Source organism: Streptomyces sp. NPDC093984, assembly GCF_044764595.1.
Taxonomy (GTDB): Bacteria; Actinomycetota; Actinomycetes; order Streptomycetales; family Streptomycetaceae; genus Streptomyces; species Streptomyces cynarae.
Map to the genome: position 1 here is coordinate 1,086,988 of NZ_JBIWIM010000001.1, position 24,680 is coordinate 1,111,667.

General features: G+C 70.8%; 22 protein-coding genes. 17 read left to right on the plus strand and 5 right to left on the minus strand.

Annotated elements, in window-relative coordinates; translation table 11 throughout:
• Nucleotides 1-75 precede the first annotated feature (75 nt).
• The 3 genes from ACIRC0_RS04895 (at nucleotide 76) to ACIRC0_RS04905 (ending at nucleotide 2,783) form a co-directional block, all read left to right on the plus strand.
• The gene (locus ACIRC0_RS04895) at nucleotides 76-459 is read left to right on the plus strand and encodes a hypothetical protein (RefSeq protein ID WP_403611284.1); all 384 of its coding nucleotides are present in this window, start codon (nucleotides 76-78) and stop codon (nucleotides 457-459) included.
• 271 nt (nucleotides 460-730) lie between these two features.
• Nucleotides 731-2,320, plus strand: coding sequence for an alpha/beta hydrolase (locus ACIRC0_RS04900; protein ID WP_403611286.1), 1,590 nt, complete (start codon nucleotides 731-733; stop codon nucleotides 2,318-2,320).
• Between the two features lie 64 nt (nucleotides 2,321-2,384).
• Nucleotides 2,385-2,783, plus strand: a complete 399-nt coding sequence (locus ACIRC0_RS04905; protein ID WP_403611288.1) for a RidA family protein — start codon at nucleotides 2,385-2,387, stop codon at nucleotides 2,781-2,783.
• 67 nt (nucleotides 2,784-2,850) lie between these two features.
• Here the strand turns inward: ACIRC0_RS04905 and ACIRC0_RS04910 are convergent, their stop codons facing one another.
• A complete protein-coding gene (locus tag ACIRC0_RS04910) occupies nucleotides 2,851-3,426 on the minus strand; it encodes an adenylosuccinate lyase (RefSeq protein ID WP_403611291.1) in 576 nt (191 codons plus the stop codon).
• Nucleotides 3,427-3,792: 366 nt separating this feature from the next.
• Here ACIRC0_RS04910 and ACIRC0_RS04915 point away from each other — a divergent pair, with 366 nt between their 5' ends.
• From ACIRC0_RS04915 to pssA, 9 genes are all read left to right on the plus strand, one after another.
• Nucleotides 3,793-5,598 carry a 3-hydroxyacyl-CoA dehydrogenase family protein gene (locus ACIRC0_RS04915; RefSeq protein ID WP_403611294.1) on the plus strand — a complete coding sequence of 602 codons (1,806 nt, stop codon included), beginning with the start codon at nucleotides 3,793-3,795 and terminating at the stop codon, nucleotides 5,596-5,598.
• 136 nt (nucleotides 5,599-5,734) lie between these two features.
• On the plus strand, nucleotides 5,735-6,547 hold the full coding sequence (locus tag ACIRC0_RS04920; RefSeq protein ID WP_403611296.1) for a TetR family transcriptional regulator: 813 nt from the start codon (nucleotides 5,735-5,737) through the stop codon (nucleotides 6,545-6,547).
• A gap of 886 nt (nucleotides 6,548-7,433) precedes the next feature.
• Nucleotides 7,434-8,771, plus strand: a complete 1,338-nt coding sequence (gene ccrA, locus ACIRC0_RS04925) for a crotonyl-CoA carboxylase/reductase (RefSeq protein WP_403611298.1) — start codon at nucleotides 7,434-7,436, stop codon at nucleotides 8,769-8,771.
• Between the two features lie 9 nt (nucleotides 8,772-8,780).
• Nucleotides 8,781-10,808: a protein meaA gene (locus ACIRC0_RS04930; RefSeq protein ID WP_403611301.1), complete on the plus strand. Its 2,028-nt coding sequence runs from the start codon at nucleotides 8,781-8,783 to the stop codon at nucleotides 10,806-10,808.
• Complete coding sequence (locus tag ACIRC0_RS04935; protein ID WP_403611303.1) at nucleotides 10,805-11,779, plus strand: HpcH/HpaI aldolase/citrate lyase family protein; 975 nt, start codon at nucleotides 10,805-10,807, stop codon at nucleotides 11,777-11,779. The genes ACIRC0_RS04930 and ACIRC0_RS04935 overlap by 4 nt, the downstream gene beginning before the upstream one ends.
• A 5-nt stretch (nucleotides 11,780-11,784) precedes the next feature.
• Nucleotides 11,785-12,297: a MaoC family dehydratase gene (locus ACIRC0_RS04940; protein ID WP_388572818.1), complete on the plus strand. Its 513-nt coding sequence runs from the start codon at nucleotides 11,785-11,787 to the stop codon at nucleotides 12,295-12,297.
• A 2-nt stretch (nucleotides 12,298-12,299) separates the two neighbouring features.
• The gene (locus tag ACIRC0_RS04945) at nucleotides 12,300-13,505 is read left to right on the plus strand and encodes an acyl-CoA dehydrogenase family protein (protein ID WP_403611305.1); all 1,206 of its coding nucleotides are present in this window, start codon (nucleotides 12,300-12,302) and stop codon (nucleotides 13,503-13,505) included.
• A gap of 171 nt (nucleotides 13,506-13,676) precedes the next feature.
• Complete coding sequence (locus ACIRC0_RS04950) at nucleotides 13,677-14,324, plus strand: phosphatidylserine decarboxylase (RefSeq protein ID WP_200418028.1); 648 nt, start codon at nucleotides 13,677-13,679, stop codon at nucleotides 14,322-14,324.
• Between the two features lie 22 nt (nucleotides 14,325-14,346).
• A complete protein-coding gene (gene pssA / locus ACIRC0_RS04955) occupies nucleotides 14,347-15,168 on the plus strand; it encodes a CDP-diacylglycerol--serine O-phosphatidyltransferase (protein ID WP_403612713.1) in 822 nt (273 codons plus the stop codon).
• 482 nt (nucleotides 15,169-15,650) lie between these two features.
• On the opposite strand, the gene ACIRC0_RS04960 is transcribed toward pssA, so the two are convergent.
• Nucleotides 15,651-16,769 carry a glycerate kinase gene (locus ACIRC0_RS04960; protein WP_403612715.1) on the minus strand — a complete coding sequence of 373 codons (1,119 nt, stop codon included), beginning with the start codon at nucleotides 16,767-16,769 and terminating at the stop codon, nucleotides 15,651-15,653.
• A 196-nt stretch (nucleotides 16,770-16,965) separates the two neighbouring features.
• On the opposite strand from ACIRC0_RS04960, the gene ACIRC0_RS04965 reads away from it, so the two are divergent.
• The gene (locus ACIRC0_RS04965; protein ID WP_403611307.1) at nucleotides 16,966-18,036 is read left to right on the plus strand and encodes an ADP-ribosylglycohydrolase family protein; all 1,071 of its coding nucleotides are present in this window, start codon (nucleotides 16,966-16,968) and stop codon (nucleotides 18,034-18,036) included.
• Nucleotides 18,037-18,210: 174 nt separating this feature from the next.
• Here ACIRC0_RS04965 and ACIRC0_RS04970 read toward each other — a convergent pair whose 3' ends face one another.
• Complete coding sequence (locus ACIRC0_RS04970; protein ID WP_403611310.1) at nucleotides 18,211-18,654, minus strand: hypothetical protein; 444 nt, start codon at nucleotides 18,652-18,654, stop codon at nucleotides 18,211-18,213.
• A gap of 382 nt (nucleotides 18,655-19,036) precedes the next feature.
• Here ACIRC0_RS04970 and ACIRC0_RS04975 point away from each other — a divergent pair, with 382 nt between their 5' ends.
• The 4 genes from ACIRC0_RS04975 to ACIRC0_RS04990 are packed head-to-tail and all read left to right on the plus strand — an operon-like array spanning nucleotide 19,037 to nucleotide 22,560.
• Complete coding sequence (locus tag ACIRC0_RS04975; RefSeq protein ID WP_403611312.1) at nucleotides 19,037-20,794, plus strand: sialidase family protein; 1,758 nt, start codon at nucleotides 19,037-19,039, stop codon at nucleotides 20,792-20,794.
• Nucleotides 20,795-21,259, plus strand: coding sequence for a hypothetical protein (locus ACIRC0_RS04980; protein ID WP_403611314.1), 465 nt, complete (start codon nucleotides 20,795-20,797; stop codon nucleotides 21,257-21,259).
• Nucleotides 21,260-21,283: 24 nt separating this feature from the next.
• Nucleotides 21,284-21,775 (plus strand): NUDIX domain-containing protein, encoded by a 492-nt coding sequence (locus ACIRC0_RS04985; protein WP_403611317.1) that lies wholly within the window; start codon nucleotides 21,284-21,286, stop codon nucleotides 21,773-21,775.
• A 56-nt stretch (nucleotides 21,776-21,831) separates the two neighbouring features.
• Nucleotides 21,832-22,560, plus strand: coding sequence for an SIR2 family NAD-dependent protein deacylase (locus ACIRC0_RS04990; RefSeq protein WP_403611319.1), 729 nt, complete (start codon nucleotides 21,832-21,834; stop codon nucleotides 22,558-22,560).
• 10 nt (nucleotides 22,561-22,570) lie between these two features.
• Here ACIRC0_RS04990 and ACIRC0_RS04995 read toward each other — a convergent pair whose 3' ends face one another.
• Nucleotides 22,571-23,053 (minus strand): methylated-DNA--[protein]-cysteine S-methyltransferase, encoded by a 483-nt coding sequence (locus ACIRC0_RS04995; protein WP_403611321.1) that lies wholly within the window; start codon nucleotides 23,051-23,053, stop codon nucleotides 22,571-22,573.
• 9 nt (nucleotides 23,054-23,062) lie between these two features.
• A complete protein-coding gene (locus ACIRC0_RS05000) occupies nucleotides 23,063-24,529 on the minus strand; it encodes an AlkA N-terminal domain-containing protein (RefSeq protein ID WP_403612718.1) in 1,467 nt (488 codons plus the stop codon).
• Nucleotides 24,530-24,680: the final 151 nt, after the last annotated feature.

A 24,680-nucleotide genomic window follows, 5' to 3' on the forward strand; every position in this document is an offset into this window, starting at 1 on the left:
CTGTTTGACACTCGTTGCACTCACATCACTTCCCCTATACCTCGTCATGACCAATGGCCAGAAGGGGGAACACTCATGAAATCGATCAATACGACCGGAAGAGTCGGCAGGCTCCGCGCGGCGACGGCCGTACTGGCGGCGACGGGGGCCCTGTTGGCGGGCGGAACCGTCACAGCTCGGGCGGCGGAGCAGAGCGCCACAGCGACCTGCTCCTATCCCTACGTCTGCTTCATCAAGAACGGAACCGTCATAGGCCGGTTCAAGGACGTGACGTCGGGCTGGCAGGCCCTGCCGTCGAAGCCGAGTGCACCGCTCAGCGTGGTGAACACCCGGCATGACGACGTGGCGTACATCCGCTGGGTGGGCGGCTCCACCGCGTGCCTCCCGCCGCAGAGCACATTCAACGTCTCCGGCGGACAGCTCGACGCCGTGCGCATTTCCAGCGCGGCGACCTGCTGACGGAACGTGAGGCCCGGGGCAGTGTGCCGTCTGCCCTGGGCCCTTGGCGGTCGGGCGAGCTGCCGGCCGGCCCGAGGCCGTCGCGGCGGACCCCACGGTGACCCGCCCGCCGCAGCTGTCGCTCCTGTGATCGACGCGCATACGAGCGGCTTGCACGGCCCAATCGGGTCAACCGCAACCTGAACAACGCTCTTCCGGACGGCCTTTCCGGGACGATGCGGCAAGGACCCGGCACTCGCGGTCCGAACCCCTCCGTACTGGGAGGTCCGACATGACACACCGCGCAGCCGTGCTGTGCGGCGCCGCCCTGGTCGTCGCCGGGATGCTCACCGCGGTCCCGGCCGACGCGAGCACACCGCGCACCACGGACACCGCACCGGCGGCGCCCCTCACCTGGAAGAAGTGCGGCACCACCAAGTATCCGACGCTCCAGTGCGCGACCGTCACGGTGCCGCTGGACCACGCCGACCCGCGCGGAGCGCAGATCACGCTGGCCCTGTCCCGCGTTCCGCACACCGCGAAGACGTATCAGGGACCGCTGCTGGTCAACCCGGGCGGGCCCGGAGGCAGTGGTCTGGCCCTCGCCGGATACGTCGCCTCCTCGCTGCCCAAGGCGGTGGCGGCGCAGTACGACGTCATCGGCTTCGACCCGCGGGGCGTGGGAAAGAGCAAGCCGGCCCTGAACTGCACGCCCGGCTACTTCACCCCGGTCCGCCCCGACACGATTCCCCTCACCCCTTCCCGGGAGAAGGCGAACCTGGCCCGCGTCGCCTCCTTCGCCCGGGCGTGCGCCACCAAGTACGCGGACGTCCTGCCGTACATCGACACGGTGAGCACCGCGCGCGACCTGGAGGCGATCCGGCAGGCGCTGGGGGCCGAGAAGGTCAGCTACTTCGGCTACTCGTACGGGACCTACCTGGGCGCCGTCTACGCGAAGCTCTTCCCCCAGCGGGTGCGTCGTCTGGTGCTCGACTCCATTGTCGACCCCGAGGGGGTGTGGTACGAGAACAACATCCGGCAGGACTACGCCTTCAACGACCGTCACCGGGCGTTCCTGGCGTGGGTGGCGCGACACGACGCGGCGTACGGGCTCGGCACCGATCCGGCCGTCGTCGAGGTCAAGTGGAAGGCGATGCGGGCGGCGCTGGCCATGAAACCGGCCGAGAAGAAGGTGGGTGCCTCGGAATTGGAGGACACCTTCATGCCGGGCGGCTACTTCGACGGCTACTGGCCGCACCTCGCCGAGGCGTTCGCGGCCTATGTGAACGACAAGGACCCCCATCCGCTGGTCGAGGCGTACAAACGCTACGGCGCGGTCGACGCCTCTGGGGACAACAACTACTCCGTCTATGCCGCGGTGCAGTGCCGTGACGCCTCCTGGCCGCGCGACTGGTCGCGGTGGCGCGCGGACACGTGGGCGGTGTACGCCAAGGCACCGTTCATGACCTGGAGCAACGCCTGGTACAACGCGCCGTGCGCGTTCTGGCCGACGGGATCGCTGCGGCCGGTGGACGTGTCCAACGACGCGCTGCCGCCGACGCTGCTGTTCCAGGCGACCGACGACGCCGCGACGCCGTACCGAGGTGGGCTGACGGTGCATCACCTGCTACGCGACTCCCGGCTGGTGGTCGAACAGGGCGGCGGCAACCACGGCGTCACCCTGAGCGGGAACGCCTGCCTGGACAGATATCTGGCGGCTTACCTGACCGACGGTACGGTGCCGCGCGGCACCGGCGACATCGACGCGGTGTGCCAGAAGCTCCCCGAACCCAAGCCGCTGACCGGCAAGACCGCGTCCCCGGAGGTGTCCGGGGCGGGGCACGGTTCGACGCTGCACGGGCTGCTGGGCTTCCACGGCTGAGCGGACGGGGGCCCGTCGGGGGCGTCGGAGGTCACTGTCAGACCCGTGGTCCACCATGGGACCCATGAGCGAGCTGACCAGGATTCCCGCCCCCGACGGGGTCGCCCCCGCCGCCCCTTACTCCCACGTCGTGACGGGCACCGGTCGCTTCGTCGCGATCTCCGGCCAACTCGCCCTGGACGAGGACGGCAAACCGGTCGGCGAGGGCGACCCCGCGGCACAGGCCCGGCAGGTCTTCGAGAACCTGCGCCGCTGCCTGGCGGCCGCCGGAGCCACATTCGACGACGTCGTCAAACTCACCTATTTCGTGACCGACATGGCATATATGCCCGCGATCCGCGAGGCCCGCGCCGCGCACATACCCGACGACCGGCTGCCCGCGTCGTCTGCGGTGCAGGTGGCGGCCCTGGTGCGCCCGGAGTTCCTGATGGAGATCGAGGCGTACGCGATCGTGGCGGGCTGATCCGTGACTCGGTGATCCGGCGCGGTGGTCACCGCCCGCCGGATGACTCGGTGATCCGGCGCGGTGGTCACCGCCCGCCGGGGATGCGAGCCAGTGCGTGGACCGCCGCCTCCGCCAGGACCGGGTGGGCGAGGGCCTCGTTCAGGACGGGTCTGGCGCGGGGGTCGCCGAGCGCGCCCAGCCCCTCCACGCAGGCGAGCGCCACTTTGCGGTAGGGATCGTGCGGGCGGAGCCGGCGCTGCAGCGTGGTGATCAGCGCGGGCACGGCCTCGGGGGCGCGCAGTTCGACGAGCAGGCGCACGGGATGCAGGGCGTAGGCGACGCGGAGCTCGTTGGTGGCGAGGGCGGCCGCCGCGCGGGCTGTGCGCGGGTCGCCGAGCCGGGCCAGGGCGTGGGCGGCCGACGCGCAGCGCTGCGGGTCGCGGTGGTTGAGCAGCAGGACGAGTGTCTCGAAGGACCGCCGGTCGCCCGCGACGCCGAGCCGGAAGGCGGCCAGTTCCCGGGCCCACAGCGGCTGCCCCGGCTCGGTCAGCACGGCGGCCAGCTCGTCCGGATCACCGGTCGCCACCAGCCGCTCGCAGGCCGGGGACCCGCCGCTCTCGGCCCGCACACGCTCCGTGAGTGATCGCAACGCTTCGTCCATGCTCCCGAGCCTAGGCGCGCGGCCGGTGCGGCGGGACCCAGATCACAAACCCGAGGGCTGGCGCGCTCGTTACCCGCCGGTTAAGCTCAGACGAGCGAGTTACCCACTCGCGAGACTCGCGGCGGCCTGGTGACGCAGCCGTCGTGAGTGCTGGTCGGTTCGGTACATCGCGTACCTCAGTACGACTCGGCTCCGGGACAGGGCCGGTCGGTATCGCCGTTCCGGGCGTGTGCACGTCCGTGACACGGCGCCGGGCGTGTGCGCTCGTCAGCCCGGCAAGCACCCGCACTCTCCGCCCTGCGGTGCGCCCTCGGCGCACCCAGGTGCGCTCCCTCAGTCGTCACCCTCATTCCCTGGAGTCCCGCGATGGCCACTCCCTTCTCCGACACCGCCCTGTCCCCGCTCAAGACCATTGCCGTCGTCGGCCTCGGCACCATGGGTACCGGTATCGCCGAGGTGCTCACCCGGGCCGGCCGCGAGGTCGTCGGCATCGACATCGACGAGGCCGCAGCCTCGAAGGCCGTCGCCACCCTGGAGACCGCCACCGCCCGCGCCGTCAGCCGCGGCCGCATGACCGAGCGGGAACGCGAGGACGCCCTCGCCCGCTTCCGCACCTTCACCGACCTGCGGGCCGCCGCCGACGCCGACCTGGTGATCGAGGTGGTCCCGGAGTCGTACGAGATCAAGCAGCAGGTCTTCCGGGCCCTCGACGACATCGTGCGCCCGGACACCATCCTCGCCACCGGCACCAACGCCCTCTCCGTGACCCGGCTCGCCGCCGACTCGGCCCGCCCCGAGCGCGTCCTCGGACTGCACTTCTTCAACCCCGCCCCGGCGATGCGGCTGGTGGAGATCGTCTCGTCCGTGCTGACCGCGCCCACGGTCGTCACCGCGGTCACCAACCTCGCCCTCGACCTCGGCAAGGAGCCCGTCGCGGTGGGCGACCGGCCCGGTTTCGTCGCCGACGGCCTGCTGTTCGGCTACCTGAACCAGGCCGCCGCGATGTACGAGTCCAAGTACGCCTCGCGCGAGGACATCGACGCCGCGATGAAGCTGGGCTGCGGGCTGCCCATGGGCCCGCTCGCCCTGCTCGACCTGATCGGCATCGACACCGCCCGCACCGTCCTGGAGGCCATGTACGCCGCCTCCCACGACCGTCTGCACGCGCCCGCGCCGATCCTCAAGCAGCTCAGCGAGGCAGGCCTGACCGGCCGCAAGGCGGGGCGCGGCTTCTACACCTACGAGGCGCCGGGCAGCCCGGTCGTCGTCCGCGACGCGCTGACCCCGCTGGAGGGCGACTTGCTCGTCCCGGGTCGCACGGTCCGCTCGGTCGGTGTCGCGGGCTCGGGCACGATGGCGTCCGGGATCGCCGAGGTCTTCGCCAAGGCCGGGTACGAGGTCGTGCTAGCGGCCCGCACCGAGGAGAAGGCCCAGGCCGCCAAGGCCCGTATCGGCAAGTCGCTGGCGCGCTCGGTCGACAAGGGCCGGATGACCACGGAGGCGGCCGCGCAGACGCTGGACCGGATCCGGCCCACGGGCTCCTACGACGACTTCGCGGACGTCGACCTGGCCCTGGAGGCCGTCGCCGAGGACCTGGAGGTCAAGCGGCAGCTGTTCGCCACGTTCGACAAGGTCTGCAAGTCCGGCGCGATCCTCGCCACCACCACCTCCTCGCTGCCCGTCGTCGCCTGTGCACGCGCCACCTCGCGCCCGCAGGACGTGATCGGCATGCACTTCTTCAACCCGGCGCCGGCGATGAAGCTCGTCGAGGTCGTCCGCACGGTGCTGACGGCGGAGGACGTCCACGCGACGGTGCGCGCACTGTGCGGCTCGATCAGGAAGCACCCCGTCGACTGCGGCGACCGCGCCGGATTCATCGTCAACGCGCTGCTGTTCCCGTATCTGAACAACGCCGTGAAGATGGTGCAGGAGCACTACGCGTCCCTGGACGACATCGACGCGGCGATGAAGCTGGGCGGCGGCTACCCGATGGGTCCGTTCGAACTGCTTGACGTGGTCGGACTCGATGTCTCGCTCGCCATCGAGAAGGTGCTGCACCGGGAGTTCCGCGACCCCGGCCTGGCGCCCGCGCCGCTTCTGGAACACCTGGTGGCCGCGGGCTGCCTCGGCCGCAAGACCGGCCGCGGCTTCCGCGAATATGCCAAGCGCTGACCGGCGCGGCGACCGGCTCCACGGCGGCGCCGACTGGGGCGGACTGCTCGACCCGGCCGGTCACCCCCCGCCCGCGCGGGGCGGGGGGAACCCGGGACATGCGCACCATCCTGCGCAGATGCAGTACGTTCGGGTCATGTCCCAGCCCGCCAAGTCCTCACGTACACCAGCTACGCCCGACGCGCCGGAGAGTGCCGCAGGCTCTCGCGCCGCGGCCCAGCGGCTCAAGATGCGCCGGGAACTGGCGGCCGCGGCGATGGAGCTGTTCGCCACCAAGGGGTACGAAGCGACCACCGTCGACGAGATCGCGGCAGCCGCGGGGGTCGCCCGGCGCACCTTCTTCCGCCACTTCCGCTCCAAGGAAGAGGCGATCTTCCCGGACCACGACGACACCCTGATCCGGGCGGAGGCGGTGCTCAACGCCGCGCCCGCGCACGAGCACCCGCTCGACACCGTGTGCCGCGGCATCAAGGAAGTCATGAAGATGTACGCGGCCCGGCCGGAGATCTCCGTGCAGCGCTACAAGCTGACCCGCGAGGTGCCGACGCTGCGCGAGGCGGAGATCGCCTCGGTCGCCCGCTACGAGCGCCTCTTCACCCGCTACCTCCTCGGCCACTTCGACGAGCACGCGCACGACGACGACGCGAACGACGACCCGCTGCTCGCCGAGGTCGCCGCCTCAGCGGTGGTCACCGCGCACAACCACGTCCTGCGGCGCTGGCTGCGGGCGGGCGGCCAGGGAGACGTGGAGGCGCAGCTGGACCACGCCTTCGCGATCGTCCGCAAGACGTTCGGAACGGGGATCGGGGCCGGGCGGGACACCGCGCCCCGGACGGCGAAGACCTCCGCGACCACGCACGGGGAGGTGCTGGTCACCGTGGCCAGGACGGACGCGCCCCTGGACGAGGTCATGCGCACCATCGAGCAGGCGCTCAAGGAACGTTCGTAACCTCAGCTCGGCCGTTCTGCTCGGCCCACAGGCCGGCCGCGGCGCCCGGTCGCGACGCAGGGAACGGCTCGGAGCGGGGCGCGCCGCCGGCTCCGGGTCCGCTCCCCCGCTCACCGTCTGCACCACCGGACCCGGGTCCGCTCCCCCGCTCACCGTCTGCACCACCGGACCCCCTGTCGCCGGGCGCGGCACGTTGTGCCCGGCGGCGAGCACCACCCGTGGATGCCTGGGCACCGGGGCCGACCAGCGGCAGCCCGTCCAGTGCCGTCGGGCGCGGGCCCATCCGCTCCTGCTCCCTCCCGGCCCCGGGAGCTGCGCACCAGACCCCGGCTGTCGGCCTGACGGCCTCGTCCTCAAACTCCCCGTCCTCAAACTCCCCCGAGCTCTTCGAGCAGGGAACCCCGGACGGGGTTCGGCGGAGCCCCGCGAGCGGCGCACCGGACGCAGTCCCCGCCGAGGGTCCGGGGGCGGAGCCGGCGATCCGAGTAAGGCCCCCGACAGATGCGGGCGCACCGCCCGGGCGATCGCCTCGTGGGTCTCCGTGGCGTCTACCCAGCGGTAGCTTTGATCGATCATCGCTCATTTGTTACGTAAAGATTTCATCTGAGTGCACTTTCTGGCACCCAGTGCCTTGCGGGGTGACACGGGGTGCCATACGGTGATGGTGTCCGGGCGGCCGGCGTGCAGAGACCTTTCGTACGTCGGCTGTCCCCGCAAGCCTTTCGGCGAGCGCGCCCGGACGCCTGCGTCACAGGCAACTTCCGCGCCACAAAGCGCTGCCCAGCACCACCTTCGCCGAACCGACGGCACCCCTCTCACCAGCAGCAGCACACCGACGTAACCCTCAGCGTCTCCCCTCAAGACGCCATTCGCCGGAGGCACCACCGTGAAGGACATCCTGGACGCCATTCAGTCGGGGACCGCCACGTCCGCCGACTTCGCCGCCCTCCCCCTCCCCGAGTCCTACCGCGCGGTCACCGTGCACAAGGACGAGACGGAGATGTTCGCGGGCATGCCCACCCGCGACAAGGACCCCCGCAAGTCACTGCACGTGGACGAGGTCCCGCTGCCCGAGCTCGGCCCGGGTGAGGCCCTGGTGGCCGTCATGGCCTCCTCGGTCAACTACAACTCGGTGTGGACCTCGATCTTCGAGCCCCTGTCGACGTTCGGCTTCCTCGAGCGCTACGGCAAGCTCTCGCCGCTGACCAAGCGGCACGACCTGCCGTACCACATCATCGGCTCCGACCTCGCGGGCGTCGTCCTGCGCACCGGCCCCGGCGTCAACGCCTGGAAGCCCGGTGACGAGGTCGTCGCGCACTGCCTGAGCGTCGAGCTGGAGTCGCCCGACGGGCACGACGACACCATGCTCGACCCCGAGCAGCGCATCTGGGGCTTCGAGACGAACTTCGGCGGTCTGGCAGAGATCGCACTGGTCAAGTCCAACCAGCTGATGCCGAAGCCGGACCACCTGAGCTGGGAGGAGGCCGCGGCCCCCGGCCTGGTCAACTCCACCGCGTACCGCCAGCTGGTCTCCCGCAACGGCGCCCAGATGAAGCAGGGCGACAACGTCCTGATCTGGGGCGCGAGCGGCGGCCTCGGTTCGTACGCCACGCAGTTCGCGCTCGCGGGCGGCGCCACCCCGATCTGTGTCGTCTCCTCGCCGCAGAAGGCGGAGATCTGCCGCAAGATGGGCGCCGAGCTGATCATCGACCGCAACGCCGAGGACTACCGGTTCTGGAAGGACGAGAACAACCAGGACCCCAAGGAGTGGAAGCGCTTCGGCAAGCGCATCCGTGAGCTCACGGGCGGCGAGGACGTCGACATCGTCTTCGAACACCCCGGCCGCGAGACCTTCGGCGCCTCGGTGTACGTCACGCGCAAGGGCGGCACGATCGTCACCTGCGCCTCCACGTCCGGCTACATGCACCAGTACGACAACCGCTACCTGTGGATGTCGCTGAAGCGGATCATCGGCTCGCACTTCGCCAACTACCGCGAGGCGTACGAGGCCAACCGGCTCATCGCCAAGGGAAAGATCCACCCGACGCTGTCGAAGGTGTACTCCCTGGAGGAGACCGGCCAGGCCGCCCACGACGTCCACCGCAACGTCCACCAGGGCAAGGTCGGCGTCCTGTGCCTCGCGCCCGAGGAGGGCCTGGGCGTGCGCGACCACGAGATGCGCGCCAAGCACATCGACGCGATCAACCGCTTCCGGAACGTCTGAGAGGCGCATATGAGCGAGCGTCAGAAGGACCGGCCGTGGCTGATGCGGACCTACGCCGGTCACTCCACGGCCGAGGCGTCCAACGAGCTGTACCGGCGCAACCTCGCCAAGGGACAGACGGGTCTGTCGGTGGCGTTCGACCTGCCGACGCAGACCGGCTACGACCCCGACCACATCCTCGCCCGCGGCGAGGTCGGCCGGGTCGGGGTCCCCGTCGCGCACCTCGGTGACATGCGCCGGCTGTTCCAGGACATCCCCCTGGAGCAGATGAACACCTCGATGACCATCAACGCCACGGCCATGTGGCTGCTGGCGCTCTACCAGGTCGTCGCGGAGGAGCAGGGTGCGGACATCACCAAGCTCCAGGGGACGACCCAGAACGACATCGTCAAGGAGTACCTGTCCCGCGGGACGCACGTCTTCCCGCCGGGACCGTCCCTCCGCCTGACGACGGACATGATCGCGTACACGGTCTCCCACATCCCGAAGTGGAACCCGATCAACATCTGCAGCTACCACCTGCAGGAGGCGGGCGCCACGCCGGTCCAGGAGATCGCGTACGCGATGTCCACCGCGATCGCCGTCCTCGACGCCGTCCGCGACTCCGGCCAGGTGCCGCAGGAGCGCATGGGCGATGTCGTCGGCCGTATCTCCTTCTTCGTGAACGCGGGCGTCCGCTTCGTCGAGGAGATGTGCAAGATGCGGGCCTTCGGCCGCATCTGGGACAGGATCACGCGAGAGCGGTACGGCATCGAGGACCCCAAGCACCGCCGCTTCCGCTACGGCGTCCAGGTCAACTCGCTCGGCCTGACCGAGGCGCAACCGGAGAACAACGTCCAGCGGATCGTGCTGGAGATGCTGGCCGTCACCCTGTCCAAGGACGCACGCGCGCGTGCCGTGCAGCTTCCGGCCTGGAACGAGGCGCTGGGCCTGCCCCGCCCCTGGGACCAGCAGTGGTCGCTGCGCATCCAGCAGGTGCTGGCGTACGAGAGCGACCTGCTGGAGTACGACGACATCTTCGAGGGCTCGAAGGTGATCGAGGCGAAGGTCAACGAGCTGGTCGAGGCGGCGCTCGCCGAGATCGACCACATCCAGGAGATGGGCGGCGCGATGGCGGCCGTCGAGTCCGGCTACCTCAAGTCGCAGCTCGTCGCCTCGCACGCCGCGCGCCGGGCCCGTATCGAATCGGGTCAGGAGAAGATCGTCGGCGTCAACATATTCGAGGGCACCGAGCCGAACCCGCTGACCGCCGACCTGGACACCGCGATCCAGACGGTCGACCCGGCGGTCGAGGCCCGTGTCATCGAGTCGCTGCAGCACTGGCGTGACACCCGCTACCAGCCGCCCTTCAACCACCCGCGCCCCTGCAAAGCGCTGGAGCGGCTGAAGGAGGCCGCCAAGGGCACCGAGAACCTCATGGAGGCCACCCTGGAGTGCGCCCGCGCCGGGGTCACGACCGGCGAGTGGGCCGGGGCCCTGCGGGAGGTGTTCGGCGAGTTCCGCGCCCCGACCGGCGTGTCGTCCGCGCCCGTCGCGGTGGCCCCCGAGGAGGGCACCAAGCTGGCCGAGGTCCGCCGCCGGGTGGACGCCACCGCCCGCGACCTCGGCGTCGGCAAGCTCCGCTTCCTGGTCGGCAAGCCGGGCCTGGACGGGCACTCCAACGGCGCCGAGCAGATCGCCGTGCGGGCCCGTGACGCCGGGTTCGAGGTGGTCTACCAGGGCATCCGGCTCACTCCCGAGCAGATCGTGGACGCGGCCCTCGCCGAGGACGTGCACGCGGTCGGCCTGTCCATCCTGTCCGGATCGCACGCCCAGCTGGTGCCCGACGTGCTGGAGCGGCTGCGGGAGGCCGGTGCGGCCGACATCCCGGTGATCGCCGGCGGGATCATCCCGAACGGCGACGCCGAGCAGCTCAGGGCCGCTGGAGTGGCCGCGGTCTTCACCCCGAAGGACTTCGACATCACCGGGATCATCGGCCGTATCGTCGACGAGATCCGGAAAGCGAACAAGCTCGACCCCCTGGAGGTCCCCGCATGACCACGCCCGCCCCGCAGGTCAACCGCCTTCGCCCGCGGCGCTCCTGCCTGGCCGTACCGGGCTCGAACCCCCGCTTCCTGGAGAAGGCGCAGGGCCTCCCCGCCGACCAGGTCTTCCTGGACCTGGAGGACGCCTGCGCGCCGCTCGCCAAGCCGGAGGCGCGGCACACCATCGTCAAGTTCCTCAACGAGGGCGACTGGACGGGCAAGACCAGGGTGGTCCGGGTCAACGACTGGACGACCGAGTGGACGTACCGGGACGTCGTGACGGTGGTCGAGGGCGCGGGCCCGAACCTCGACTGCATCATGCTGCCGAAGGTGCAGAGCGCCGAGCAGATCGTCGCCCTGGACCTGCTGCTCACGCAGATCGAGAAGACGATGGGCTTCGAGGTCGGCCGCATCGGCATCGAGGCGCAGATCGAGAACGCCCAGGGCCTCAACAACGTCAACGCGATCGCGCAGGCGTCCCCGCGCATCGAGACGATCATCTTCGGCCCGGCCGACTTCATGGCGTCGATCAACATGAAGTCGCTGGTCGTGGGCGAGCAGCCGCCCGGCTACCCGGCGGACGCCTACCACTACATCCTGATGAAGATCCTGATGGCCGCCCGCGCCAACAACCTCCAGGCGATCGACGGCCCCTACCTCCAGATCCGCAACGTCGACGGCTTCCGCGAGGTCGCCGGCCGCGCCGCCGCGCTCGGCTTCGACGGCAAGTGGGTGCTCCACCCGGGTCAGGTCGACGCCGCCAACGAGGTGTTCTCGCCCTCCCAGGAGGACTACGACCACGCCGAGCTGATCCTGGACGCGTACGAGTACTACACGTCGGAGGCGGGCGGCAAGAAGGGCTCCGCGATGCTCGGCGACGAGATGATCGACGAGGCCAGCCGCAAGATGGCCCTGGTCATCGCGGGCAAGGGACGCGCCGCCGGCATGCAGCGCACCAGCAAGTTCGAGATCCCGGAGGCGTGAGCGGCATGCAGTTCGGACGGACCTACGAGGAGTTCGAGGTCGGGGCGACGTACAAGCACTGGCCGGGCAAGACGGTCACCGAGTACGACGACCACCTGTTCTGTCTCCTCACCATGAACCACCACCCGCTCCACATGGACACGAACTATGCGGAGAAGACGACGGACTTCGGCAGGAACGTCGTCGTGGGCAACTACATCTACTCGCTGCTGCTCGGCATGTCCGTGCCGGACATCTCCGGCAAGGCGATCGCCAACCTGGAGATCGAGTCGCTCAAGCACGTGGCGCCGACCTTCCACGGCGACACGATCTACGGCGAGACGACCGTGCTCGACAAGTGGCCCTCGAAGTCGAAGAACGACCGCGGCATCGTCCACGTCGAGACCAAGGGCTACAAGCAGGACGGCACCCTCGTGTGCGTGTTCCGCCGCAAGGTGATGGTGCCCACCGAGACGTACATCAAGGAGCGCGGCGGCGAGCAGCCCGGCCGCCCGGAGCTGAAGTCGCAGGAGAAGTAGCCATGGCACGACTCGCCCAGACCGCAGGTCTGACGGACATCCAGCAGGAGATCATCTCCACGGTCCGGGACTTCGTGGACAAGGAGATCATCCCGGTCGCGACCGAGCTGGAGCACCGCGACGAGTACCCGCAGCAGATCGTCGACGGCCTCAAGGAGCTGGGCCTGTTCGGTCTGATGATCCCCGAGGAGTACGGGGGTCTGGGCGAGTCGCTCCTGACCTACGCGCTGTGCGTGGAGGAGATCGCCCGGGGCTGGATGTCGGTGTCGGGCATCATCAACACGCACTTCATCGTGGCGTACATGCTCAAGCAGCACGGCACGCAGGAGCAGAAGGACTACTTCCTGCCGAAGATGGCGCTCGGCGAGATCCGGGGCGCCTTCTCGATGTCGGAGCCGGCGCTGGGCTCCGATGTGTCGGCGATCACGTCGAAGGCGGTCAAGGACGGCGACGAGTACGTCCTGACCGGCCAGAAGATGTGGCTGACGAACGGCGGCACGTCCTCGCTCGTCGCCGTGCTCGTCCGGAGTGACGAAGGACACCCCGAGGGCACCGCGCCCCACAAGTCGATGACGACCTTCCTCGTCGAGAAGGAGCCCGGCTTCGGCGAGGTCCGCCCCGGCCTCACCATCCCCGGGAAGATCGACAAGATGGGCTACAAGGGGGTCGACACCACCGAGCTCATCATGGACGGCCTGCGGATTCCGGCCAATCGGGTGCTCGGCGGGGTCACCGGCCGGGGCTTCTACCAGATGATGGACGGCGTCGAGGTCGGCCGGGTGAACGTCGCGGCGCGTGGCTGCGGGGTCGCTCAGCGTGCCTTCGAGCTCGGCGTGTCGTACGCGCAGCAGCGGCACACCTTCGGCAAGCCGATCGCCCAGCACCAGGCCATCCAGTTCAAACTGGCGGAAATGGCCACCAAGGTCGAGGCGGCGCATGCCATGATGGTGAACGCGGCACGCAAAAAGGACTCCGGCGAACGAAACGATCTCGAGGCAGGGATGGCGAAGTACCTCGCCTCCGAGTACTGCAAGGAGGTCGTGGAAGACGCCTTCCGGATCCACGGCGGCTACGGCTTCTCCAAGGAGTACGAGATCGAGCGCCTCTACCGTGAGGCCCCGATGCTGCTGATCGGTGAAGGTACCGCCGAAATCCAGAAAATGATCATCGGTCGCCGACTGCTCGAAGAGTATCGACTCCAGGGTTAGATATGCCGATACGGGGTGTTTTCTTCGCGAAGAAGATCACACCCCGTCAACACTCTTCGGCCGCCGACTCGGCCTTCTGGCTTGCCCAGTTGTGGTCCGTGACCGGTACGATCGGCCGGAAAGCCGCCGTCCCCCATTGAAGCGCGGCATCACCCGCTACGAAGGTCATCCATGCCCCACAGCCAAACCTCTGCACCACGCGGCCGGGTCCGCCTCGCGCGCGGAGCATCGCCGTGGCTTCTCCCGACCGTTGCCACCGCAGCCCTCAGCCTGGCCCGCGCGCGCCGCTCCGGCGCCGCGAAGGCCGTGGCCGTGCCCGCCACCGCACTCGCGGCGGGCATGCTGTGGTTCTTCCGCGACCCGGAGCGCGAGATCACCCAGGGCCGGGTCATCTCGCCCGCCGACGGTGTGGTGCAGAGCATCATGCCGTGGAAGGACGGCCGCACCCGCGTCGCGATCTTCATGAGCCCGCTGAACGTCCACGTCAACCGTGCGCCGCTGGCCGGCACGGTCACGTCGGTCGAGCACATCCCGGGCGGTTTCGTTCCCGCTTTCAACAAGGAGAGCGAGAACAACGAGCGTGTCGTCTGGCACTTCGACACCGAGCTCGGCGACATCGAGATGATCCAGATCGCCGGCGCGGTGGCCCGCCGCATCGTCCCGTACGTCCCGCAGGGCACGAAGGTGGAGCAGGGTGACCGTATCGGCCTGATCCGCTTCGGCTCGCGTGTCGACATCTACCTCCCCGAGGGTGTCGAGATCGCGGTGGAGGTCGGCCAGAAGACCGTGGCTGGGGTGACGCGCCTTGACCGTGATTGATCCCGATACCCAGTCCGGCTGGGTGCCGGAGGCCGCCGAGGTGGACGACGAGGAGGAGATGCCCCTCTCGCTCCGCCTCTCAATAGCGGACACCCTCACCCTCGGCAACGCCACGTGCGGGTTCATGGCGGTGTACTTCACCACCACCGGGATCCTCATCCCGCACCTGACGGGCAACGACGAGTCGGCGGGCATGGCGCGGCACAGCGCGGCCACGGCGGTCATCCTGATGTTGTGCGCGGCGGTCTTCGACCTGTTCGACGGCTTGGTGGCGAGGAAGCTGCGGTCGTCGCCGATGGGCGCAGAGCTGGACAACCTCTCCGACCTGATCAGCTTCGGCCTGGCACCGGCGTACTTCGTGCTGGTCTACGGCATGGTGGCGGACGACGCGCACCAGAGGGTGGCGGCGGTCGGCGCGATCGTGGTGCTGCTGGCGGTGGTGCTTCGCCTTGCTCGCTTCTCGTGCGTGACGATGAAGGACGGGATGTTCCAGGGGATGCCGTCGCCGTTCGGCGCGCTGACGGTCGTCTCGATCGTCCTGCTGGAGCTGCCGTTCTTCGCCACGCTGCTGGCGATCCTGGGGACGGCGTGGCTGATGGTGAGCCGGGTGGAGTACCCGAAGCCGCGGGGCCGGCTCGCGGTGGCGATGCTGTCGTGGATCGTCCTGTCGATGGGGCTGCTGGCGGCGTGGGCCTTCGACGCGCCTAGCGGTCAGCTGCTGCTGCAGACGGGCTGCGCGCTGCAGCTGGTCATGGGCGCGGTGATCCCGCTGTTCGCCACGGCACGCCGGGTGAACAACTTCCGTGACAATCGCCGGGAGGCGCGGGCGGCGCAGCTGCCGTAGCGCGCGACGCTGCGCTTGGCGGAGGGCCCCGAACCCGGTTGGGTTCGGGGCCCTCCGCGTTGGTGCCCGGGGCGCGCACCTGGGGGTTGTCTCGCCCCCGCCGCCCCTACCCTTCCCGTCCTCCAGGGGCTGCGCCCCTTCAACCCCCACCGGGGCTCCGCCCCGCACCCCGCCGGGGCTCCGCCCCTGGACCCCTCTGGGGGCGAGGGACCCCGCTGGGGCTCCCGTCCCTGGACCCCGTTCGGGGACCAGCCCCCGGACCCCGGTGGGGACTCCCTCCCCGTGCGCCACTCGCGGGGCTCCACCCCGGACCCCGTCCGGGAACCGCAGCCCCCGGACCCCCGCTCCTCAAACGCCGGAGGGTCTGAATTTCAGCCCGTCCGGCGTTTGAGGACGAGGCCGTAGGCCGACAACGGGGGTCTGGGGGCGCAGCCCCCAGGGACGGGAAGGGTAGGGGCGGCGGGGGCGAAACCCACCCCGCCTCAGCCCAGGTGGTCCCGCGCGATCCGTTCCGCCACCCGCTCCAGGATGGGCCCCGCCTCCGCGATGCACCGCGCCACGTCCGGCTCCACCTCCGTCAGGGGGTAGGCCCGCCCGATGCCCGCACTCTCCAGCGCCTCCGGCGGCAGGGCCAGGCGGCCGCAGACCGCCACGACCTCCTTGCCCGCCGCGCGCGCCGCCGCCGCGACCCCCGCCGGGGCCTTCCCGTGCAGCGTCTGCTCGTCCAGCGAGCCCTCGCCCGTGATCACCAGCGAGGCCCGCTCCAGCGCCGGCGCGAAGCCCAGGACGTCCAGCATCACCTCGATCCCGGGCCGGAACCGCGCGCCGAGGAGCAGGGCCCCGTACCCGATGCCGCCCGCGGCCCCGGCCCCCGGCGCCACCGCGTACTCCGCGGCCCGCGCGCCGATCGCCTCCTCCAGCACCTTCGCGCAGTGCGTGAGCGCCGCGTCCAGCGTCTCCACGTCGTCCGGCGAGGCCCCCTTCTGCGGTCCGTACACGGCCGGGGCGCCCTTCGGCCCCGTCAGCGGGTTGTCCACATCGCTCGCGAGGATCAGGTCGACCGAGGCCAGCCGCGGATCCAGGCCCGACAGGTCGGCACGGGCCAGCTCCGCCAGTCCCCCGCCCCCGGGCGCCACCGGCTCCCCCTCCGCATCCAGGAACCGCGCCCCGAGCGCGGTGAGCATCCCCGCGCCCCCGTCCGTCGTCGCGCTCCCGCCGACCCCGAACACGATCGTCCGCGCCCCCGCGTCCAGCGCAGCCCGCAGCAGTTCACCGGACCCGTACGTCGACGCCGTCAGCGGCGCGAACACCCCGGCGGGCAGTCGCTGCAGCCCGCTCGCCTCCGCCATCTCCACGACCGCCGTGTCACCGCGCAGCGCGAACGCCGCCGTCACCTCGTGCCCGAGCGGCCCCGCGACCCGCACCTCACGTCGTTCGAACCCGGCCGCGACCGCCGCGGCCACCGTCCCGTCGCCCCCGTCGGCCACGGGCAGCGCCTCCACCTCGAGGTCCGGCACGACCCTGCGCAGCCCCGTGGTCACCCGCTCCGCGACCTGGACGGCCGTCAGCGACCCCTTGAACTTGTCCGCGGCGACGAGCACCCGCCGTGCCGTTCGCGTGTCGTTCACTGCAGCGTCCGCCACCTGCAATCCCCTCGCTCTCCGAGCCCCGCGCACGTCGAACACGCCGGGGCAGTCGCGCCGCTGTGACCCTAACCGCACCGCACCTGCCCCGTCATGCCCCGTCCGGCCCCCGGAATCCGCGCGAGCGCGCCCGGAATCGGGTAGACCTTCAGCCATGACCCCTGTGGGCACCGATCTCGCGGACCGCGTCCTCGGCGGCTGGCTGGGCCGGATCGCCGGCAACATGCTCGGCAAGCCGGTCGAGCGGGGCGATGTGTGGACGCGGGAGCGCATCGACCGTTATCTGCGGCGGGCCTCGGCGCTGCCGCTCACCGACTACCTGCCCGAGCCCGCCACCGAGAGCGACGCCCTCGACCTGCGCCCCGAGTGGCGTCAGTGCGTACGCGGACGCATCCACGGCAGCTGCCGCGACGACGACGTCGACTACGCCGTCCTGGGCCTGGACCTGCTGGAGACGCACGGCTTCGGCTTCAGCACCGAGCAGGTCGGCGACCAGTGGCTGCTCAGGCTGCCGTATCTGCAGACGTTCACGGCCGAGCGGGCCGCCTACCGCAATCTCGCGGGCGGCCTCAAACCCCCGCTGACGGCCACCTACGACAACCCCTACCAGGAGTGGATCGGCGCCCTGATCCGCGCCGACGTCTACGGCTGGACCTGCCCGGGCGTCCCGCGCCGCGCCGCCTCGCTGGCTCGCCGGGACGCGGTCCTGTCCCACACCGGGAACGGGGTGTACGGGGCGATGTGGGCGGCCGCGCTGATCTCGGCGGCGTTCACCGCGCCCACCGTCCGGCACGCGCTCGACACCGCGCTGACGGTGATCCCCGCGAGCAGCCGCCTCGCCCGCACCGTACGCCGGGTGATCTCGCTCCACGAGACCCGGCTGAGCTGGGAGGAGACGCTGGACGCGGTCTCCGAGGAGACCGCCGGACTCGGCTGGATCCACACCGTTCCGAACGCGGGGGTCCTCACGGCCGGGCTGTTGTACGGCGACGGCGACTTCACCCGCACGATCGCGCTGACCGTGCGCGGCGGCCTGGACACCGACTCCAACGGCGCGACCGCGGGCTCGGTCGCGGGCGTCCTCGCCGGCGCGGAAGCGATCCCCGCGCGGTGGAAGGACCCCCTGGAGGACACGGTCCGCAGCGCCGTCTTCGGCTTCGACGGCGTCCACATCAGCGAGCTGGCGGAACGGACCCTGCGGCTCGCGGAGGCCGAGGCCGCCTGATCCGGCCGGCAGACGCAGAGATCCGACCCGCGATCAAGACTGCTGTGCACCATACGGGTCCAAGAAGGAGGCCCCGACTCCTCTGCGAGTCGGGGCCGTTGATCCTGAACGGCGACACTGATCGCTAGGTCGACCTCATCTGCGATCCATGCGGCCACGAGGCTGACGAAACCGTCACGCCCAGACGTCTTCCTTCGTGGAGCACTTCGACCACGAGCCCTTCACCACGCACACCCACATCAGGTAGTGGTTGCCCTCGGGAAGGTCGCCCGAAGTCGTGTCCTGGTACTTGGCGCTGTGGCCACGGGTGGTCGCGGTCCGTCCCGTGCTCAGGTGAGACTCGATGCCGTAGCCGTCCGCCAGGTTGTCGTACGCCACCAGGGTGTCCCCGGGTTCACCGCTCGTGCCCGGGTCGGCCCACCAGCCGCCCCACCCCGCGAGACGGCCCTCCATGGAGTCGTTGAAGACGTTGATGTAGGTATCGCTTCCCATGTGCTGGAGCTCGAAGTGGAAGCTGTCCTCCGCGGCCGAGGCCGGTCCCGCCCCCGCCGCCAGCAGCCCGGCAGTGAGCGCGGCGGCCCCCGCCATCGCCGCCAGGCGCGCCTTGATGTTCGGCACGTGTTCCCCCTGTCTGTGGTCTTGGCATGCTCCTGACGAGCATGCTGATCACAGATCCTCTCCCAGACCATACCTGTCCAGCAACTCCCAAACCTTTTCGCGCCGTTGGTCACGGGGAGCAGCCAGTGATGATCCGGTGGCGCGGGGAACGGGCCCTGCCGCTCGAGGAAGTCGAGGCCCGCCTGAGTGAGCCGGAGCCCGTCCGAGAAACGTTCGACTTCCGCGCGACGGACGGCCCGTACCTCCCCGTAGAGCAGACGAAGGCACCACCCGTACCGCCCCGCACCACCGCCCTTCGTCCGACTCGCGACCCCTCGAGGTACTTGTGGCTCTCTTCTCCGTGCTCCGTCACCGCCAGCCGCGGTCGCGGTGGCCTGTCGCCGTGGGATTGGTGGCTCTCCTGGCCGGCGCCCTGCCCGGTGTGTCGGCCGACGCCGCCACTCCACCCTCCGGATCGGTCAGCGACACCGCGCCCTCCACCACATGGAGCGGCGGGCCCTTCGCCGTTCCGAACGTCTCCGGCACCACGGGCACCGTCAGCTGCGGCGACCCGCAGCTGTGCGACGACTACGCGCTGAAGGTGACGGTGCCCACCGGCTACGACACCGGTCACAGCCTGCGCATCGGCATCAAGTGGCCCGACACCGCCGCCGACTTCGACCTGTACGTCCTCGGCCCGAACGGTCACGTCGTGGCCGCCTCGGCCTCCAGCAGCGACCCCGAGACGGTACTGCTCCCGGCGGTGACGGCGTCGTACACCGTGCGTGTGGTGCCGTACGCACCGCTCGGCGACAGCTTCACCGGCACCGCGAGCCTGGTCACCGACCCGGCCGATCCGCCGCCGAGTACGGCGACCCCGCCGGCGTACGCCGACTCCTCGGCACCGGACAGCATCGCGGACGCGCACGACGCCGGTGAACCCTCGATCGGTGTCGACCGCGCGACCGGCGCCGCGATGTTCCAGGCGTACACCTCGACGCTCAAGGTCACCTACGACAGCGCCGGCACCGCCACCTGGCAGGACAAGAGCGCGAACGCGGCGGACGGCTGCCCCCAGGGCAGCCTCACCAGCCTCGACCCGATCCTGTTCACCGACCCGGCCACCCATCGCACCTTCGAGTCGCAGCTCGCCGGCAAGACCGCCCTGACCTGCTACACCGACGACGACGGCGAGACGTGGACGCCGACGGGCGGCTCGGGCATCAACTCCGGAGTGGACCACCAGACGATCGGCGGCGGCCCCTTTGCGCCGGGCGGTCCCGGTGCCCTCACGTCGTACCCCAACGCCGTCTACTACTGCTCCCAGGACATCGCCGACGCCTCCTGCGCGGTCAGCCGGGACGGCGGGCTGACGTACGGGCCCGCCGTCCCGATGTACTCGCTGCTGGACTGCGGCGGACTGCACGGGCATGTGAAGGTCGCCCCGGACGGCACGGTCTACGTGCCCAACAAGGGCTGCGGCGGCAACCAGGCCGTGGCCGTGTCCGAGGACGACGGCCTGACGTGGACCGTCCGCAAGAACCCCTCCAGCACCCCTGGCGACTCCGACCCGAGCGTGGGAGTCGGCGCGGGCGGGACCGTCTACATGGGCTACCAGAACAGCGACGGCACCGCGCGGATCGCCGTCAGCCACGACAAGGGCAGGACGTGGCTGTACGACCAGAACGTCGGCGCGGCCCTCGGCATCAAGAACATCGTCTTCCCGGCCGTGACCGCGGGCGACGACAACCGCGCCGCCTTCGCCTTCCTGGGCACCACCACGGGGGGCGGCTACCAGGACACGGCCGGCTTCAAGGGCGTCTGGCACCTGTACGTGGCCACCACCTACGACGGCGGCCAGTCCTGGGTCACCGTCGACGCCACCCCCACCGACCCGGTCCAGAAGGGGTCCATCTGCACCGGCGGCACCACCTGCGGCCAGGACCGCAATCTCCTGGACTTCATCGACGTCACCCTCGACGCCCAGGGCCGCGTGCTCGTCGCCTACGCCGACGGCTGCACCGGCGCCTGTGCCACCGAAGGCGCGCAGAACTACGACGCGCTGGCCTCCATCGCCCGCCAGTCCTCCGGCAACACGCTGTACGGCGCGTACGACGCCGTGGTCGCCGGCAACCACAAGAAGACCAAGGGAGGCCGATAAGTGAAGCCGTTCCCGCCCGCCGCCGCGCTGGCCGGCTGCGTCCTCGCCCTGGCGGCCGTCACCGGCTGCTCGGCTGCGAGTGAGCCGTCGGAGCGGCCGGCCGTGGAGGCAACCGCCGCACCGGCGCCCGGCGGCTGCCCCACCGCCGCCTCACTTCCGCTGCCCAAGGACTTCCCGGCCGACCTGCCGGTGCCCGAGGGCGCGGTCGTGACCTCGGTGGAGCACCGCACCGGCGACCGGCTGGTCGTGTCCACCGTCGTCCGCGGCGGCTTCGACTCCGCGCTCACCTTCCTGCAGAAGCAGCTCCCCAAGGCCGGATACGCGCTGAAGGAGGGCGAGGTGGAGGAGGACGACGCCGAGTCGAACTTCTCCTCCCGGTCGGTGGAGGGCCGCTGGACTCTTCGGACGATGCCCGACTGCGCGGGAGGTGTGTACCTGACGTACCTGACGTCCGCCGTCTCCTGACCAGGCAGTGGTTACCCTTCCTGGATGACGACTCCAGACTTCGCCGCGTACATCGCGTCCCTCCCCCGTGTCCTGTCGGGCGCGGCCGCCCTCTTCCGCGACGCCGAGGGCCGGGTGCTGCTCGTCGAGCCCAACTACCGTGAGGGCTGGGCGCTCCCGGGCGGCACGATCGAGTCGGACGACGGCGAGACCCCGCGTCAGGGAGCGCGCCGCGAGACGCTGGAGGAGATCGGCCTCGACCGCGAGCCGGGCCGGCTGCTCGCGGTCGACTGGGTGCACGGGAGGGGACGCCCGCCCCTGGTCGCCTACCTGTACGACGGCGGGATCCTCGGCGAGGACGACCTCAAGGCGATCCGGCTGCAGGAGGAGGAGCTGCTGTCCTGGCGCCTGGTGCCCCGCGAGGAGCTCACCGACTACCTGCCGGGCGCCCTCGGCCGCCGTGTGCTCGCCGCCCTCGACGTGCTGGCGGACGGCGCGGGCACGGCGGAGCTGGAGAACGGCCACCGGGTCGGCTGACGCGGGCCGCGTTGTCCGTTCGCCCCACCGAGATCGGCCGTCCTACTCTCGGTGACATGACCAAGCCCCTCGTCGCCGTCCTCAGCGGCGCCGGTATCTCCACCGACTCCGGGATCCCCGACTATCGCGGGCCGAACGGGCTGTGGCGACGGGACCCCGAGGCGGAGAAGCTCGTGACGTACGCGTCCTACATGAGCGACCCGGAGATCCGGCGGCGCTCGTGGCAGATGCGACGGCAGAGCCAGGCCCTGAACGCCGAGCCGAACGCCGCGCACCAGGCCGTGGCCGAGCTGGAGCGGTCCGGGGTGCCCGTGCGGGTGATCACGCAGAACGTGGACGGGTTGCACCAGCTCGCCGGGATGCCCGCCCGCAAGGTGCTCGAACTGCACGGCACCGCCCGCAGCGTGGTCTGCACGAGGTGCCGTGCACGCGGCCCGATGGAGGACGCGCTGGCCCGGGTCGAGGCCGGGGAGGACGACCCGCCGTGCCTGGAGTGCGGCGGGATCCTGAAGTCGGCGACCGTGATGTTCGGTGAGCAGCTGGACCCGGACGTGCTGGGCGAGGCCGTCGCGATCACCAAGGCGTGCACGGTGTTCATCGCGGTCGGCAGCAGCCTCCAGGTCCAGCCCGCCGCCGCTCTCGCCGGCCTGGCCGCCGACCACGGGGCCCGGCTGATCATCGTCAACGCCGAGCCGACGCCGTACGACGGCCGGGCCGACGAGATCGTGCGGGAGCCGATCGGCACCGCGCTGCCCGCTCTGCTGCGCAGTCTCCGGGAGGGGTAGGCAGGCAGCCCTAGAACAACGCCGATCCCCGTTCGAACTCCAGCAGCCGGCGCTTGCGGTCCAGTCCGCCGCCGTAGCCCGTCAGACCGCCGCTCGCACCGATGACCCGGTGGCAGGGGACGATGATGCCGATCGGGTTCCTGCCGTTGGCCAGGCCCACCGCGCGGGAGGCGCCGGGCTTGCCGAGGGCGTCGGCCAGTTGGCCGTAGGAGCGGGTCTCGCCATAGGGGATGCGGCGCAGCTGCTCCCAGACGCCACGCTGGAACGGCGTGCCGTGCAGGCGCAGTTCGAGGGTGAACTCCTTCAACTCGCCCGCGAAGTACGCCTCCAGCTGCTCCTCCGCCTCGGCGAAGACGCCATCCCCCTGCTCTCCGAAGGTCTCCTCCGATGGGCGGTGGCGCTGGTCGGTCATGTAGAGGCCGCACAGGACGCCGTCGTCGGCGACGAGGGTGAGGGGGCCGTAGGGGCTGTCGATGATCGTGTGCTGCTTCACTGTGTGTCCTTATACCGGAAGGAAGTTGATCGGGTGGCTGTCCGTCGCCCACAGGTACTGGACCGCGTACGCCCGCCACGGCCGCCAGGCCGCCGCCCGTGCGGTGAGTGCCGCCGGGGTCGAGGGCAGGCCGAGTTCCTGTGCGGCGCGCCTGATGCCGAGGTCGGTGGGCAGGAAGGCGTCGGGGTCGCCGAGGGCGCGCATGGCGATCACGTCGACCGTCCAGGGGCCGAAACCGGGGAGTGCGAGCAGCCGGGCGCGGGTCTCCTCCCAGTCGCTCTCGACGCCCAGGTGGATGGATCGCTCGGCGAGTTGACGGACGAGGGTCGTGAAGGTCGTCCGGCGGGTGCGGGGCATCGCCAGCGACTCGGGGTCGAGTGCGGCGAGGGCCTCCGGTGCCGGGAAGAGGTGGGTGAGGCCGCCTTCGGGGTCCTCGACGGCCTCTCCGTGCGCGGTGACCAGGCGGGCCGCGTGGGTGCGTGCGGCAGCCGTGGAGACCTGCTGACCGAGGACGGCCCGTACGGCGAACTCGGCCTCGTCGACGGTGCGCGGCACCCGGCGGCCGGGGGCCTTGTCGACGAGGGGCGCCAGCACCGGGTCCGTGCGCAGCTGGTCGTCGACGGCGACCGGGTCGGCGTCCAGGTCGAGCATGCGGCGGCAGCGGCTGATGGCGACGGCCAGGTCGCGCATGTCGCTGAGGCTGAGGCGGCAGGCGATGTGGTCGGGCCGCGGGGTCAGCGCCACGATGCCGTGTCCGTAGGGCAGCCGGAGCGTGCGCCGGTACGCCCCGTCCCGCCATTCCTCCACGCCGGGTACCGCGGTGGCGGCGAGGTGGCCGAAGAGGTTGTCGGGATTGAGCGGGGCGCGGAACGGCAGCCTGAGGCTGAGGACGCCTGGTGCGGCCACCGTCTGCCGGGGCAGACGGGCGCGCAGCTCGCTCGGGGAGAGCGCGAAGACCTCGCGGACGGTGTCGTTGAAGGTGCGGATCGAGGAGAACCCGGCCGCGAACGCGATCTCCGCCATCGGCAGCCCGGTCGTCTCGATGAGCAGCCGGGCGGTCTGGGCGCGCTGCGCCCGGGCGAGCGCGAGCGGTCCGGCGCCGAGTTCGGCGAGGAGCTGGCGCTCGATCTGGCGGGTGCTGTAGCCGAGGCGGGCGGCGAGGCCGGGCACGCCCTCGCGGTCCACGACGCCGTCGCCGATCAGCCGCATGGCGCGGGCGACGAGGTCGGCGCGCTGGTTCCACTCGGGGGAGCCGGGGCTGGTGTCCGGGCGGCACCGCTTGCAGGCCCGGAACCCGGCCTGCTGGCAGGCGGCGGCGCTCGGGTAGAACGTCATGTTCTCCGGTTTGGGCGGTACCGCCGGGCAGCTCGGACGGCAGTAGATCCGCGTGGTCAGGACCGCTGTGTAGAACCAGCCGTCGAAGCGCGCGTCCTTGGACTGGACGGCGCGCACACAGCGCTCCCGGTCGGTGTGCATCGCGTTCCGCATGCCTTCAAGCATCGGGCACCGGAGCGTGCCGGGCTGGCGGGAATCCGACATGTGGCTGGGGAGACCTGCCCTTCCCCCGATCGCCGTGCCGCCGCATCGATCGCCTCCAGGACGCCCCCTGGACCACGGCAGCACGAGG

What these genes read in the sequence shown, in the direction of transcription:
- ACIRC0_RS04920 (WP_403611296.1), top strand. Translation starts at nt 5,735, where the DNA reads ATGTCCCAGCCCGCCAAGTCCTCACGTACACCAGCTACGCCCGACGCG.
- ACIRC0_RS04905 (WP_403611288.1), top strand. Translation starts at nt 2,385, where the DNA reads ATGAGCGAGCTGACCAGGATTCCCGCCCCCGACGGGGTCGCCCCCGCC.
- ACIRC0_RS05000 (WP_403612718.1), bottom strand. Translation starts at nt 24,529, where the DNA reads ATGCACACCGACCGGGAGCGCTGTGTGCGCGCCGTCCAGTCCAAGGAC.
- ACIRC0_RS04985 (WP_403611317.1), top strand. Translation starts at nt 21,284, where the DNA reads ATGACGACTCCAGACTTCGCCGCGTACATCGCGTCCCTCCCCCGTGTC.
- ACIRC0_RS04895 (WP_403611284.1), top strand. Translation starts at nt 76, where the DNA reads ATGAAATCGATCAATACGACCGGAAGAGTCGGCAGGCTCCGCGCGGCG.
- ACIRC0_RS04915 (WP_403611294.1), top strand. Translation starts at nt 3,793, where the DNA reads ATGGCCACTCCCTTCTCCGACACCGCCCTGTCCCCGCTCAAGACCATT.
- ACIRC0_RS04990 (WP_403611319.1), top strand. Translation starts at nt 21,832, where the DNA reads ATGACCAAGCCCCTCGTCGCCGTCCTCAGCGGCGCCGGTATCTCCACC.
- ACIRC0_RS04910 (WP_403611291.1), bottom strand. Translation starts at nt 3,426, where the DNA reads ATGGACGAAGCGTTGCGATCACTCACGGAGCGTGTGCGGGCCGAGAGC.
- ACIRC0_RS04935 (WP_403611303.1), top strand. Translation starts at nt 10,805, where the DNA reads ATGACCACGCCCGCCCCGCAGGTCAACCGCCTTCGCCCGCGGCGCTCC.
- ACIRC0_RS04930 (WP_403611301.1), top strand. Translation starts at nt 8,781, where the DNA reads ATGAGCGAGCGTCAGAAGGACCGGCCGTGGCTGATGCGGACCTACGCC.
- ACIRC0_RS04940 (WP_388572818.1), top strand. Translation starts at nt 11,785, where the DNA reads ATGCAGTTCGGACGGACCTACGAGGAGTTCGAGGTCGGGGCGACGTAC.
- ACIRC0_RS04900 (WP_403611286.1), top strand. Translation starts at nt 731, where the DNA reads ATGACACACCGCGCAGCCGTGCTGTGCGGCGCCGCCCTGGTCGTCGCC.
- ACIRC0_RS04950 (WP_200418028.1), top strand. Translation starts at nt 13,677, where the DNA reads ATGCCCCACAGCCAAACCTCTGCACCACGCGGCCGGGTCCGCCTCGCG.
- ACIRC0_RS04965 (WP_403611307.1), top strand. Translation starts at nt 16,966, where the DNA reads ATGACCCCTGTGGGCACCGATCTCGCGGACCGCGTCCTCGGCGGCTGG.
- ACIRC0_RS04945 (WP_403611305.1), top strand. Translation starts at nt 12,300, where the DNA reads ATGGCACGACTCGCCCAGACCGCAGGTCTGACGGACATCCAGCAGGAG.